Source organism: Streptomyces sp. NPDC002520, assembly GCF_053595235.1.
On sequence record NZ_JBSFXG010000038.1, the window covers coordinates 40,651 to 53,822 of the forward strand.

Sequence of the window (13,172 nt, forward strand, 5' to 3'; positions counted from 1 at the left end):
CCGCCGCCAGGGGATTGCCCCCCGGCCTCGGAAGATCACATTCCTATTGTCCGCCGTCGGGCCGTGGCCCGCACGCGGGTCAGTGCCCGTTCTGGGCCAGACGCAGCATGTGGTCCGCCAGTGCCTGCCCGCCGTCCGGGTTGCGGCTGATCAGCATCAGGGTGTCGTCGCCGGCGATCGTGCCCAGGATGTCGTGCAGTTCCGCCTGGTCGATCGCGGAGGCGAGGAACTGGGCGGCGCCGGGAGGGGTGCGCAGGACCACGAGGTTGGCCGAGGCCTCCGCGGAGATCAGCAGCTCCTGGGACAGGCGCCGCATCCGCTCCTCCTTCGCCGACTCGCCCAGCGGGGCGCGCGGGGTGCGGAACCCGCCCTCGCTCGGCACCGCGTAGATGAGGTCGCCGTCGTTGTTGCGGATCTTGACCGCGTTCAGCTCGTCGAGGTCGCGGGAGAGCGTCGCCTGGGTGACGCTCAGCCCGTCGTCGGCGAGCAGCTTGGCCAGCTGGCTCTGCGACCGCACCGGCTGCCGGTTGAGGATGTCCACGATCCGGCGGTGGCGGGCGGTGCGGGTCTGCGGCACGGCGGGCCCGGCGCCCGCCGCCTGCTCGTTGTCCTGCGCCTGGCTCATCGTCGTCTCATTCTCCGGCTCGTCCGTCCCCACTGGCGTCGAGGATGCCGGAGAGCGCCCGGAGGAAGGCGCCGGCCTCGTCGTCGCGGAGGTTGAGCGGCGGCATGAGCCGTACGACGTCGGGGGCGGGCGCGTTCACCAGGAACCCGGCCTCCTGGGCCGCCTGCTGCACCTGCTGCGCGAGCGGCCCGGTGAGCACGATACCCAGCAGCAGGCCCGCACCCCGGACATGGTCGATCAACGGGTGGTTCAGCGCCTCGACACCGGCGCGCAACGTCTCGCTCTGCCGCTTGACGTTGTCCAGCAGGCCCTCGTCCGCGATGGTGTCGAGGACGGCGAGGCCCGCGGCGCAGGCGACCGGGTTGCCGCCGAAGGTGGTGCCGTGGTGGCCGGGCCGCAGCAGCTCGGCGGCGCGGCCGAAAGCGACGGTGGCGCCGAGCGGCAGCCCGCCGCCGAGGCCCTTGGCGAGGGTGACGACGTCGGGCAGGACGCCCTCGTGGGCCTGGTACTCGAACCAGTTGCCGGTGCGGCCGACGCCGGTCTGCACCTCGTCCAGGACCAGCAGGGCGCCGGTGGCGGCGGTGATGGCGCGGGCCGCCTTGAGGTAGCCGGCCGGGGGCACCACGACGCCGTTCTCGCCCTGGATCGGCTCGATGATCACCAGAGCGGTCTCCTCGGTGACCGCAGCGGCGAGGGCCTGCGCGTCGCCGTAGGGGACGTGGGTGACGTCGCCGGGCAGCGGCAGGAAGGGTTCCTGCTTGCCGGGCTGGCCGGTGAGGGCGAGGGCGCCCATGGTCCGGCCGTGGAAGCCGCCCGTGGTCGCCACCATGTGGCCGCGCCCGGTCAGCCGGCCGATCTTGAAGGCGCCCTCGTTGGCCTCGGCGCCGGAGTTGCAGAAGTAGACCTTGCCGTCCCGGCCGAAGAGCTGGAGCAGCCGCTCGGCGAGGGCGACGGGCGGTTCGGCGATGAACAGGTTGGAGACGTGGCCGAGGGAGGCGATCTGCCGGCTCACGGCCTCGACGACGGCCGGGTGGGCGTGGCCGAGGGCGTTGACGGCGATGCCGCCGACGAAGTCGGCGTACTCTCGGCCGTCGGCGTCCCAGAGCTTCGCGCCCGCGCCGCGCACGAGGGGCAGCCGCGGGGTGCCGTAGTTGTCCATGAGCGCGCCCTGCCACCGCGCGGTCAGTTCCTCGTTGCTCATGACTCCCCCTCGGTGTCCGGCTCGTCGGGCACGACCATGGTGCCGATGCCCTCGTCGGTGAAGATCTCCAGCAGGATGGAGTGCTGGACGCGCCCGTCGATGACGCGGGCGGTGTGGACGCCGTTGCGCACGGCGTGCAGGCAGCCCTCCATCTTGGGCACCATCCCGGAGGACAGCTCCGGCAGCAGCTTCTCCAGCTGGGACGCGGTGAGGCGGCTGATCACCTCGTCGGAGTTCGGCCAGTCCTCGTAGAGGCCCTCGACGTCGGTGAGGACCATGAGGGTCTCGGCGCCCAGTGCGGCAGCGAGTGCCGCAGCCGCCGTATCGGCATTGACGTTGTAGACATGTCCGTCGTCCTGGCTACGGGCGATCGAGGAGACGACCGGGATACGGCCGTCGGCGAGCAGGGCCTCGATGGCGCCGGTGTCGATCTCGGTGATCTCGCCGACCCGGCCGATGTCGACCAGTTCGCCGTCGATCTCGGGCAGGTGCCTGGTCGCCGTGATGGTGTGCGCGTCCTCGCCGGTCAGGCCGACGGCGAGCGGCCCGTGCTGGTTGAGCAGACCGACGAGTTCACGCTGCACCTGTCCGGCGAGCACCATCCGGACGACGTCCATGGCCTCCTCGGTGGTGACGCGCAGGCCGGCCTTGAACTCGCTGACGATGCCGTGCCGGTCGAGGGCGGCGCTGATCTGCGGGCCGCCGCCGTGCACGACGACCGGCTTGAGGCCGGCGTGGCGCAGGAAGACGACGTCCTGGGCGAAGGCGCTCTTCAGTTCCTCGTTCACCATCGCGTTGCCGCCGAATTTGATGACGACGGTCTTGCCGTGGTGACGGGTCAGCCAGGGCAGCGCCTCGATGAGGATCTGCGCCTTGGGCAGGGCGGTGTGCTTGCGTGTGGGCGCGGCGCTCATGACGAGTACGCGCTGTTCTCGTGGACGTATTCCGCGGTCAGGTCGTTGGTCCAGATCGTGGCCGTCCGGTCGCCGGCCGCGAGGTCGGCGACGATGTGCACCTCGCGGTAGCGCATGTCGACCAGGTCGCGGTCCTCGCCGACGCCGCCGTTCTTGCAGACCCGGACGCCGTTGATGGCGACGTTGAGTCGGTCCGGCTCGAAGGCGGCCTTCGTGGTGCCGATCGCGGACAGGACACGGCCCCAGTTGGGGTCCTCGCCGTGGATCGCGCACTTGAGGAGGTTGTTGCGGGCGATGGAGCGGCCGACCTCGACGGCGTCCTCCTCGGTCGCGGCGTTGATCACCTCGACCTTGATGTCCTTGCTGGCGCCCTCGGCGTCGCCGATGAGCTGCCGGCCGAGGTCGTCGCAGACCTGGCGTACGGCGTCGGCGAACTCGTCGTACTCGGGGGTGATGCCGGAGGCGCCGGAGGCGAGCAGCAGCACGGTGTCGTTGGTGGACATGCAGCCGTCGGAGTCGACGCGGTCGAAGGTGACCTTGGTGGCGGCGCGCAGGGCGCGGTCCAGGGTCGCGCTGTCGAGGTCGGCGTCGGTGGTGAGGACGACCAGCATGGTGGCGAGGCCGGGCGCGAGCATGCCGGCGCCCTTCGCCATGCCGCCGACGGTCCAGCCCGCCCGGGTGACCACGGAGGTCTTGTGGACGCTGTCGGTCGTCTTGATGGCGATGGCGGCCTTCTCGCCACCGTGCTCGCTGAGCTGGGCGACGGCCTGGTCGACGCCGGGCAGCAGCTTGTCCATCGGCAGCAGGACGCCGATCAGGCCGGTGGAGCAGACGGCCACCTGACCGGGCGCGTGACCGCCCGTCTCCTCGTGGCCCGCGGCGTTGAGGGACTCGGCGACCTTCTCGGCGGTGGCGTGGGTGTCCTGGAAGCCCTTGGGGCCCGTACAGGCGTTGGCGCCACCGGAGTTGAGGACGACCGCGGTCACCTCGCCGGCCTTGAGTACCTGCTCGGACCACAGCACCGGCGCGGCCTTCACACGGTTGGAGGTGAAGACACCGGCGGCGGCGCGGCGGGGTCCGTTGTTGACCACGAGGGCCAGGTCGGGATTGCCGTTCTGCTTGATCCCGGCGGCGACACCCGCCGCCGTGAATCCCTTGGCTGCCGTGACACTCACGGTGCGACTCCGATCGTGGAAAGCCCGGTGGTCTCGTGGAACCCGAGGGCGAGGTTCATGCTCTGGACGGCACCGCCCGCGGTGCCCTTGGTCAGGTTGTCGATGGCGCTGATCGCGATGATGCGGCCCATCGCCTCGTCGTACGCGACCTGCACCTGAACGGCGTTGGAACCGTAGACGGACGCCGTGGCGGGCCACTGGCCCTCGGGGAGCAGGTGGACGAACGGCTCGTCGGCGTACGCCTTCTCGTAGGCGGCGCGGACGGACTCGGCGGTGACGCCGTCCTTCGCCTTCGCGCTGCACGTGGCGAGAATGCCGCGGGGCATCGGCGCGAGGGTCGGCGTGAAGGAGACGGCGACCCGCTCCCCCGCGGCCGCGCTGAGGTTCTGGATCATCTCGGGGGTGTGCCGGTGGCCGCCGCCGACGCCGTAGGGCGACATGGAGCCCATGACCTCGCTGCCCAGCAGGTGGGGCTTGGCCGCCTTGCCCGCGCCGGAGGTGCCGGAGGCGGCGACGATCACGGCCTCGGGCTCGGCGAGTGCGGCGGTGTAGGCCGGGAACAGGGCGAGCGTGACGGCCGTGGGGTAGCAACCGGGCACCGCGATGCGCTTGGACCCCTCCAGCGCGGCGCGGGCACCCGGAAGTTCGGGGAGGCCGTAGGGCCAGGTGCCGGCGTGCGGGGAGCCGTAGAACCGCTCCCAGTCGGCGGGGTCCGTGAGCCGGAAGTCGGCGCCCATGTCGATGACGAGGACGTCCGGGCCGAGCTGCTCGGCGACGGCGGCGGACTGCCCGTGCGGCAGCGCCAGGAACACCACGTCATGCCGACGGCCCTGCCCCGCCAGCACCTCGGGCGTGGTCTCGGCCAGCACGCGGTCGGCCAGGGGCAGCAGGTGTGGTTGCAGCGTGCCGAGCCGCTGGCCGGCGTTGGAGTTGCCGGTCAGGGCTCCTATCTCGACCTCGGGGTGTGCGAGGAGCAGGCGCAGGACCTCTCCGCCCGCGTATCCGCTCGCTCCGGCCACTGCCGCTCGTACCGCCATGTCCACCCTCCTCTGGATGGCATGACTATACGTAGTCATGCACGTTTATGCAACGGTCTCCCGTCGGGGAAGATCCCTGCGATCCCCGCGGGGAAGCATGATCCGGCGCGAGACGACGAACGTCACGGGGATCGCCGCCGCGGAGGCGAGAAGAGGGGCGAAGCGGCTTCCGGCGTGGAGGACGTCGACGATCACGTACACCCCGGCGGTGGTGATCAGGAAATTGGTGACGTTGGTCAGCGGGAAGAGCAGGAATTTCCGCCAGGTCGGACGCGTCCTGTAGGTGAATCGCGCGTTCAGGAAAAAGGACCCGATCATGCTGAGCAGGAATGCCAGAATATGCGCACCGAGATACGGAAGCCAAGCGAGCAACATCAGATAGAGGCCGTAGTAGGTGGCCGTGTTGATCACGCCGACCACGGCGAAGGTGACCATCTGTCTCGACATCAGGGGATGAGGTCCTTCGTCCGTTCCACGTCGGCCGCCTGCACCTGGAAGTGCGGGCGCCCCTTCACCTCGTAGTAGATGCGGCCGGTGCACTCCCCGATGACCCCCGGCATCACCATCTGCACGCCGGCGAGTGCGGTGACCGCGGTGATGATGGTGACATACCCGAGTGTCCGGACCCCGTTGGCCATCGCGGCGCCCACGATCCACGCGGTGTACAGCCCCGCGCACAGCAGCAGGCCCATGCCGAGCCAGAGGGCGGCGCGCAGCGGCCGGTTGCTGAAGGAGAGCAGGCCGTCGAGGCCGTAGTCGAGCAGGCCCCGGAAGGACCAGGAACTGCGGCCGGCCTCGCGGGCCGCGTTGTCGTACTCGAAGGTGGTGCTGGGGAAGCCGACCCAGGCGAACAGGCCCTCGGAGAAGCGGTTGTACTCGCTGAGGTTCAGATCGCGTCCACCACGCGGCGCGACATCAGGCGGAAGTCGCCCACGCCGTCGACGAGTTCGACGTCGACCAGGCGGTTGACGAGCCGGTAGTACAGGCGGGCGGTGAGGGTGCGGGCCGTGACGGTCGCGCCGAACGCGGCGGCGCCGGTCCCCACCCCGCTCCTGCCGCTCCCCCCAGGGCGCGTAGTCGTCCAGGTGCGAGAGCCTGAGCCGGATGGCCACGGCGGAGGTGGCGGCGCTCTCGCCGAGCTGCGCGCCGATCAGCAGGACGACGGCCAGGCCGGCCAGCCGGGCACGGCCCGGGGCTCGGGCGAGCCCCAGCAGGGCCAGTCCCAGGAGGGCGCCGGCGACGGCGAGCGCGAGCACCGGCCAGATCCACCACCGTACGAGGTCGCTGCGGCTCGCGACGGCGGTGATCAGGGCGAGCGGAGCGGCGGCACGCGTGGTGGCACGCGTGACCGTGCGGGGCTCAACGGGCGGGGTCGAGCGGTCCATTTGCCGGCAGGCCCCCAGCGCATTCTGTTCGGTGATTTCGCGGGGTCAGACGGAGCGAATTTGCCCATGGTTGTGCGCGCATCGAAAAAAGGGGTTACGCGCATCGAATACGGGAAACGGATTATGAACTTCTCAATCGCGCGGGAAACTCCGGATTCCGGTGAGGTGATGTCGGGGTGAACCGGCCTGCCCGTCCGCTCCCCGTAGGCTCGATCCCATGGATGTGGCGGCGGGTGTGTTCTGGCCGGTTTCGGACGTTCTGACTCATCTGTCCGGGCGTTGGCGGGTGACGCGCGAGGTGCGGGACCTGGCGGGCGGCGACGAGGGACGCTTCGAGGGCGTCACCGTCTTCGCTCCCCTCCCGGACGGCGGTCTGCTGCACGAGGAGTCCGGCACCTTCACCTGGCAGGGCGTGGCGCGGCCCGCGACCCGGACCCTGCGGTTCCTGCCGGGGCGGGCGCCCGGCACGGCGGACGTGCGGTTCGCGGACGGACGGCCCTTCCACGACCTGGACCTGACGACGGGGCGGTACGTCGCCGGTCATCCGTGCGCGGCCGACCTCTACCGCGGCGAGTTCACCGTCCGGGACGCCGACCACTGGCGTACGGTCTGGCGAGTCGGCGGCCCGGCGAAGGACCTCGTGCTCACCACGGACTACGTGCGCGAAGGCTGACGGCCGCCCGCGCAAGGGCCGGTCACGCGCGGGACGGCTACGTGCGCGTGGGCTGGGCGGACACCCCGTCGAGGCGGAGGTTCCAGCGGCCCGAGCGGCCGGTCACGGTGGTCGTCGACAACGGGCGCACGTCGATGTTCCAGTAGCTGGCCGGCGGTGCCTTCAGGACGTACACCAGGGCGGCACGGATCACCGAGGGCTCGGCGACCGCGACGATCTGGCCGCTGTCCTGCGCGGGCCGGGTGTCGAGCCAGCCGCCGACCCGGGAGATGAAGGCCAGCAGCGACTCGCCGCCGTGCGGGGTGGAGCGCGGGTCGGCGAGCCAGGCGTCCACCGCCGCCGGCTCACGGGCCATCGCCTCGCCCAGCGTCAGCCCGCGCCAGCGGCCCATGTCGCTCTCGCGCAGGGCGAGCTGGACCAGTGGCGCGTAGCCGAGGGCGTCCCCGGTGGCGCGGCTGCGCGCGGTCGGCGAGCAGTAACGCAGGTCGGCGGCGGCCAACGGCACCAGGCACCCGGCGAGGCGCTGCACCTCGTCCCAGCCCGCCTGGTCCAGCGGCCGGTCGTCCTCGAAGCGCTCGGCGAGCAGCGCGGAGCTGCGCGCGGCGGCCACGAAAGTCACCCGAAGTGGCATGCGGTGATGGTGTGCCGCGGATCTACGCGGGTCAAGAGCTGTCGGCTGTGAGCTACCCAGGGTTGACCCCTGCTCACTCGAAGAGGTGCGCCATCCACTGCTCGGGCCGCTCCAGCGGACGGAAGCCCAGCTTCTCGTACACGCCGTGGGCGTCGTCCGTGGCCAGCACGAGGCGCCGCAGCCCGTAGGGCCGCAGGTGGTCGCGGATCCGGCCGACGAACGCGGTGCCGAGACCCTTGCCGCGCGCCGAGGGATCCACGTACACGTCGGCGAGCCAGGCGAACAGCGCCCGGTCGGTCACCACGCGCGCGTACGCCACCTGCTCCCCCGTGGCGCTCTCGTACACGCCGAAGTTGATCGAGGAATCCATCGCACGTTCGTGCTTGTCGCGGGGGCGGTCGATCGCCCAGTACGCGTCGGTCGACAGCCAGCGGTGGACGCGGTCGACGTCGACGCGGGCGGTGTCTGCGGAGAACTCGTAGCCGTCGGGGAGGGCGGGTGCGTCGTTCATGGGCGGGATCCTCGCAGGCGGCAGGGGCTGCGGTCGAGCCGATTCCGCCCGAGGCGGCGGCCTGCTTCTGCGGCCTGGCGGATCCGGCGCTAGAGCACTTCGTCGCAGGCCGTGCGCAGCCGCCGTACGCCCTCCGCGATCTCTCCGGTACCGGCGACCGCCGCGAAGCTCAGGCGCAGGTGGGCCGCGGGGGGTTCGGCGCTGAAGTAGGGGCGGCCCGGGGTGAGGGCGACGCCCGCGCGCAGGCCCGCCGCGGTCAGGGCCGCCTCTCTCTCAGAGCCGGAAGCCTGGGAGGTGCCCCCGGCACCATCGGGAAGGCGGATCCACAGGTGGTAGCCGCCGGACGGGACGTGGGGCAGGGCGAGTTCCGGCAGGTGCAGGGCGAGCGCGCCGGTCATGGCGTCGCGCCGGGCCTTCAGCTCGGCGGACAGGGACCGCAGATGGCGGGGCCAGGCCGGGGAGCCGACGAGTTCGAGGGCGGCCTCCTGCAGCGGGCGCGGGACGAAGAAGCTGTCCACGATCTGGATGGCGCGCAGGCGTTCCAGCACCGGTCCGCGCGCGGCGAGGGCACTCACCCGGAAGCTGGGCGAGGTCGCCTTGGTCAGCGAGCCGACGTGGACGACGACACCGTCGGGGTCATCGGCGGCGAGCGGTCGGGGCAGCGGGCCCGCGTCCGCGTGCACGAGGCGGCGTACGAAGTCGTCCTCGATCACGAACGCGCCCGCGGCCCGGGCGATGCGCAGCACCTCGGCGCGGCGGTCGGGGGCCAGCACGGCGCCGGTCGGGTTCTGGAACAGGGGCTGGCAGACGAACACCCGGGCTCCGCTGGCCCGGAAGGCGTCGGCGAGGAGGTCGGGCCGGACGCCGTCGGGGTCGACCGGCACCGGGACCGGGCGCAGTCCGGCGGCGCGGGCCAGGGCCAGCATGCCCGGATAGGTGGGCGACTCGACGAGGACCGGCGCACCGGGCGGGGCCAGCGCCCGCAGCGCCGTGGCGAGGGCGGCCTGGCCACCGGCGGCGATCAGCACCTCCGCCGCGGTGACGGCCCCGCCGATGCCGCGCGCGAACCACTCCCGCAGTTCCGGCAGCCCGTCCAGCGGCGGCCGCCCCCAGGCGCCGGGACGCCGTCCGGCGCGGGCGAGGGCCGCCGCCATGGCCCGCTCGGGCTGCAGGGAGGGGTGCGGATATCCGCCGTTGAACTCCAGCACGCCCGGGGGCGGGGTGGTGAGCGAGACCGTGACCCCGGAGGCGTCCACCGAGCGCGGTACGAGGTCGGTGCCGTCGGCGCTCAGCGCGACCTCCTGCCAGGAGGTGTCCCCGGCGGGCGCGGCGGCGGTGTGGGGCCGTGCGCGGAAGGCGCCGGCGCCGGGCCGCGTGACCACCAGTCCTTCGGCGGCCAACTGGGCCAGGGCCCGGGAGACGGTCACCGGACTCACCCGGAACCGCTCGACCAGGGCCCTGCTCGACGGGAGTTTTCCATCGACTGAGTAGCGGTGAAGCTCCCGCCGGAGCTGTTCTGCCAGATCAGCGACACTGCTACGCTCGTGCATGAGAGCACAGAGTAGCGCTACTACCGCAACGGCGATAGCGGTCCCCGCCCCCTCCGAGCACCGGGGTCTCGGCACCGGGCTGGCCGCCCTCGGTGTGACCGCCTTCTCCCTCACCTTCCCGTCCACCGCCTGGGGTCTGGAGAGCTTCGGACCCTGGTCCCTGGTGGCCGCGCGCAGCGTCCTCGCGGCGCTCGTGGCCGGCGGGTGTCTGCTGGTCATGCGCGTGCCGCTGCCGGAGCGCCGGCATCTGCCGGGGCTGGCCGTCGTCGCGGCCGGGGTGGTGCTCGGGTTCCCGCTGCTGACCACGCTCGCGCTCCAGACCTCCACCACCGCGCACGCCGCCGTCGTGGTGGGTCTGCTCCCGTTGACCACGGCCGCCCTGTCCGCGCTGCGCATGGACCACCGTCCCTCGCGCCGGTTCTGGGTGGCGGCCCTGGCGGGCGCGGCGGCCGTGCTCGCCTTCACCGTCGGGCAGAGCGGCGGCGCCCTCACCGCCGCCGACGCGTATCTGTTCGCGGCGCTCGTGGTGTGCGCCGCCGGGTACACCGAGGGCGGCAGGCTGGCCCGGACCATGCCGGGCTGGCAGGTCATCGGCTGGGCGCTGGTGCTGTGCCTGCCGCTGACCGTGCCGGGTGCCGCGCTGGCGCTGGTCCACGAGCCGGTGCACATCACCTGGCACGGGGTGACCGGTCTGCTGTGGGTCGCGGTGATCTCGCAGTTCCTCGGACTGGTCGTCTGGTACCGGGGGATGGCGGCCGTCGGCATTCCGAAGGCGAGCCAGTTGCAGTTGGCCCAGCCGCTGCTCACACTGGTGTGGTCGGCACTGCTATTGGGCGAGCACCTCACTGCGGCAGCTCCGCTGACCGCCGTCGCCGTGCTCGTGTGCATCGCCGTCACCCAGAGGTCGTGACCGTGAGGAGGGCCTGCAGATGCGCGCATCCAAGGGCGACAAGTTTGTCCAGCACGGCCGGGTGGTCGGACAGCACGACAAGATCGGCGAGATCGTCGAGGTGATGGGCCAGGAAGGCAACCCGCCGTTCCGCGTCCGCTTCGACGACGGGCACGAGGGCATCTGCTCCCCCGGCCCCGACACCGAGATCCGGCACAAGGAAACCCGGCCGTCGTAGCTCAGAGCGGTGGCTTCGCCGGCCGTCGGTAGTGGTCGACCATCACCCGCTCCATCGCCCCGACGGGATCCCTCGCCACGTCCCCGGCGGCGAAGAGCATGTGCCCGCGCACCTGCGGGTGGCGGGCGGCGAGCGTGAGGTGCCGGGACAGCTCGGCCGGGTCCTGCCAGGCCGTGGGCTGCCCGGCAGCCCCCGCTTTGTAGAGCGCCTCGCCGCTGTACAACCCTGTGGCGGTGCCCGGGCGACGTCCGCCCACCAGTCGACCAGCTTCGCGTAGTCGGCGGCGGCGGCGAAGCGGATGTTCCAGTACACCTGAGGGGCGAGGTAGTCGATCCAGTGCTCGCGGACCCATCTGCGGGTGTCCGCGTGGGTCGTACGTCCGCACGCCCGCGCGCGTGTCGGAGCCGCGCGGGTCGGTGGCGGCGTTGCGCCACACCCCGAAGGGGCCGCCCCCGAACCGGGTGCCGGGCCGGACCCGCCTCACGGCCGCCGCCATCTCCTGCACCGGCTTGTCGATGTCGTCGCGGCGCCGGGTGACCCGGGTGCCGAACACCCCCATGCGCTCCGGAATCGATCCGTCACGGATCGTACCGCGCGCCGCGATCTCTCCCACCCAGACGATCGATCATCGATACTTGACGGTAACGTGCACGGTCAAAGCAGGAGCCGAACACGGCGGTCCTGCCAGAGCCGGAGAACCAGCGAAGGGGACGATGTGACAGGCATGCCAGGGGGAGACATCGCTCGCGTCGGAGTCGTGGGCTGCGGCCAGATGGGCGCGGGTATCGCCGAGGTGTGCGCCCGCGCGGGACTGGACGTGAGGGTCGCCGAGACCACCGGCGAGGCCCTGGAGATCGGCCGTACGCGGCTGTTCAACTCCCTGGCCAAGGCCGCCGAGCGCGGCAAGATCAGCGAGGAGGAGCGGGAGGCCACGCTGGCGCGGCTGAGCTTCACCACCGACCTCGGCGAGTTCGCCGACCGCGACCTGGTCATCGAGGCCGTCGTGGAGAACGAGCAGGTCAAGACCGAGATCTTCCAGGTCCTCGACCAGGTGGTGACCCGCCCGGACGCGATCCTGGCCTCGAACACCTCCTCCATCCCGCTGGTGAAGCTCGCGGTCGCCACCTCCCGGCCCGACCACGTCGTCGGCATCCACTTCTTCAACCCGGCCCCGGTGCAGAACCTGGTCGAGCTGATCCCGGCGCTCACCACCTCCGAGGGCACGCTGAGCCGCGCCCAGCTCTTCGCCGAGAAGGTGCTCGGCAAGCACGCCATCCGCGCCCAGGACCGCTCCGGCTTCGTCGTCAACGCGCTGCTGGTGCCCTACCTGCTCTCCGCGATCCGCATGTTCGAGTCGGGCATCGCGAGCCGCGAGGACATCGACAACGGCATGGAGATGGGCTGCGCCCACCCGATGGGTCCGCTGAGGCTGTCCGACCTCATCGGCCTGGACACCATCGTCTCGATCGCCAACTCGATGTACACCGAGTACAAGGAGCCGCTGTACGCCGCTCCCCCGCTGCTCCAGCGCATGGTCGAGGCGGGCCGGCTGGGCCGGAAGACCGGCTCGGGCTTCTACACGTACTAGCGAGTGCGGCGACGCCGCCAAGTGGCGCTGTTCAAGGGCGAATTCACCGGACCAGCGCCCACGGCGGCGCTGCCGTGGGTGGCTCTCGCGGCGCCCGCCCGGGCCTCATCCGCGCGTCCTCGCCCAGCCCGTGTGGACTGCACGGGGACGCGGCCTGGTGAGCGGCATCGACCGACATCAAACAGGCTCTGACCTGGGGCTTTGTGTCTTTCGAAGCTGTCAGGGCCTTTCCCGCTTACTCAGCGGAAAGTCCCTGGAAAGTCCCCGGGACAGAGCTGAAAGTCCCTGAAAAGTCCCTGGTTCGGAGCGGCCCGTCCAGCGCTTGCGGGCCCAGCACGGGGGTCGCGGGCAACTGCATTCGAACCCGGGACCTACGCATTACGAGACCATGAGCGTTCGTGTTGCCTGGTACCTCGTCGTGCTGCGTGGTGACGTTTTTCCTGATCAGAGCACGTGCGACAGGTTGACCTGCGCCACCCCGTGATGCATGGTCCAAAGGCGTCTGTCCACCGGCTGTCCACCGACGGGGTTGTCACCGGCCCAGCAGCGAGACCGGAGCTGGGCTCCCGACCACGCGTTCGACCGATCGGAGAGTCGAACGGAAGCCACTGTAGGACCTCCACAAGCACCCCTTCGCTGGGGTTCGGGCATCCTTTCCTCCCAGTCAGACTCGGGTGATGGGGATGAACGGCAGGTTCCGTTCGAACTCCGGTGGCTCCCCCCTTCCAGCTCCTACGCTGGTGGCCGGCAACCCC

General features: G+C 71.5%; 13 protein-coding genes and 2 pseudogenes. 4 read left to right on the plus strand and 11 right to left on the minus strand.

All coding sequences use genetic code 11. The annotated features are described in order from the left end of the window. Window positions 1-79: 79 nt before the first annotated feature. The 7 genes and pseudogenes from ACWD5D_RS36070 to ACWD5D_RS36100 form a co-directional block, all read right to left on the minus strand. Window positions 80-625, minus strand: coding sequence for an arginine repressor (locus ACWD5D_RS36070; RefSeq protein ID WP_451377015.1), 546 nt, complete (start codon window positions 623-625; stop codon window positions 80-82). A gap of 7 nt (window positions 626-632) precedes the next feature. Next, window positions 633-1,826 carry an acetylornithine transaminase gene (locus ACWD5D_RS36075; protein WP_451377016.1) on the minus strand — a complete coding sequence of 398 codons (1,194 nt, stop codon included), beginning with the start codon at window positions 1,824-1,826 and terminating at the stop codon, window positions 633-635. Next, window positions 1,823-2,740 carry an acetylglutamate kinase gene (argB, locus tag ACWD5D_RS36080; RefSeq protein WP_451377017.1) on the minus strand — a complete coding sequence of 306 codons (918 nt, stop codon included), beginning with the start codon at window positions 2,738-2,740 and terminating at the stop codon, window positions 1,823-1,825. Before argB ends, ACWD5D_RS36075 begins: the two co-directional genes overlap by 4 nt. Then, window positions 2,737-3,915, minus strand: a complete 1,179-nt coding sequence (argJ, locus tag ACWD5D_RS36085; RefSeq protein ID WP_451377018.1) for a bifunctional glutamate N-acetyltransferase/amino-acid acetyltransferase ArgJ — start codon at window positions 3,913-3,915, stop codon at window positions 2,737-2,739. The genes argB and argJ overlap by 4 nt, the downstream gene beginning before the upstream one ends. Further along, entirely contained in the window at window positions 3,912-4,952 is a 1,041-nt protein-coding gene (argC, locus tag ACWD5D_RS36090; RefSeq protein WP_451377019.1) for an N-acetyl-gamma-glutamyl-phosphate reductase, read from the minus strand. The genes argJ and argC overlap by 4 nt, the downstream gene beginning before the upstream one ends. A gap of 45 nt (window positions 4,953-4,997) precedes the next feature. Beyond that, window positions 4,998-5,387: a GtrA family protein gene (locus ACWD5D_RS36095; protein ID WP_451377020.1), complete on the minus strand. Its 390-nt coding sequence runs from the start codon at window positions 5,385-5,387 to the stop codon at window positions 4,998-5,000. 11 nt (window positions 5,388-5,398) lie between these two features. Further along, window positions 5,399-5,955: pseudogene (locus ACWD5D_RS36100) on the minus strand (glycosyltransferase); the annotation flags it as partial. 599 nt (window positions 5,956-6,554) lie between these two features. Here ACWD5D_RS36100 and ACWD5D_RS36105 point away from each other — a divergent pair. After that, window positions 6,555-7,010 (plus strand): DUF6314 family protein, encoded by a 456-nt coding sequence (locus tag ACWD5D_RS36105; protein ID WP_451377021.1) that lies wholly within the window; start codon window positions 6,555-6,557, stop codon window positions 7,008-7,010. Window positions 7,011-7,047: 37 nt separating this feature from the next. Here ACWD5D_RS36105 and ACWD5D_RS36110 read toward each other — a convergent pair whose 3' ends face one another. The 3 genes from ACWD5D_RS36110 to ACWD5D_RS36120 all read right to left on the minus strand — a co-directional run bounded on the left by ACWD5D_RS36110 (window position 7,048) and on the right by ACWD5D_RS36120 (window position 9,702). Then, the gene (locus tag ACWD5D_RS36110) at window positions 7,048-7,641 is read right to left on the minus strand and encodes a histidine phosphatase family protein (protein WP_451377022.1); all 594 of its coding nucleotides are present in this window, start codon (window positions 7,639-7,641) and stop codon (window positions 7,048-7,050) included. A gap of 73 nt (window positions 7,642-7,714) precedes the next feature. Continuing rightward, window positions 7,715-8,152 carry a GNAT family N-acetyltransferase gene (locus tag ACWD5D_RS36115; RefSeq protein WP_451377023.1) on the minus strand — a complete coding sequence of 146 codons (438 nt, stop codon included), beginning with the start codon at window positions 8,150-8,152 and terminating at the stop codon, window positions 7,715-7,717. A gap of 89 nt (window positions 8,153-8,241) precedes the next feature. Then, the gene (locus ACWD5D_RS36120) at window positions 8,242-9,702 is read right to left on the minus strand and encodes an aminotransferase-like domain-containing protein (protein WP_451377024.1); all 1,461 of its coding nucleotides are present in this window, start codon (window positions 9,700-9,702) and stop codon (window positions 8,242-8,244) included. Between ACWD5D_RS36120 and ACWD5D_RS36125 the strand changes: the two genes are divergently transcribed. Next, the gene (locus tag ACWD5D_RS36125; protein WP_451377025.1) at window positions 9,701-10,612 is read left to right on the plus strand and encodes a DMT family transporter; all 912 of its coding nucleotides are present in this window, start codon (window positions 9,701-9,703) and stop codon (window positions 10,610-10,612) included. The two genes, ACWD5D_RS36120 and ACWD5D_RS36125, sit on opposite strands and share 2 nt — an antisense overlap. Before the next feature lie 19 nt (window positions 10,613-10,631). Continuing rightward, a complete protein-coding gene (locus ACWD5D_RS36130) occupies window positions 10,632-10,829 on the plus strand; it encodes a DUF1918 domain-containing protein (RefSeq protein WP_451377026.1) in 198 nt (65 codons plus the stop codon). 1 nt (window position 10,830) lies between these two features. On the opposite strand, the pseudogene ACWD5D_RS36135 reads toward ACWD5D_RS36130, so the two are convergent. After that, window positions 10,831-11,409, minus strand: a pseudogene (locus tag ACWD5D_RS36135) (family 10 glycosylhydrolase); the annotation flags it as partial. 144 nt (window positions 11,410-11,553) lie between these two features. Between ACWD5D_RS36135 and ACWD5D_RS36140 the strand changes: the two are divergent. Further along, on the plus strand, window positions 11,554-12,417 hold the full coding sequence (locus tag ACWD5D_RS36140; protein WP_451377027.1) for a 3-hydroxybutyryl-CoA dehydrogenase: 864 nt from the start codon (window positions 11,554-11,556) through the stop codon (window positions 12,415-12,417). The last annotated feature ends 755 nt before the right edge of the window (window positions 12,418-13,172 follow it).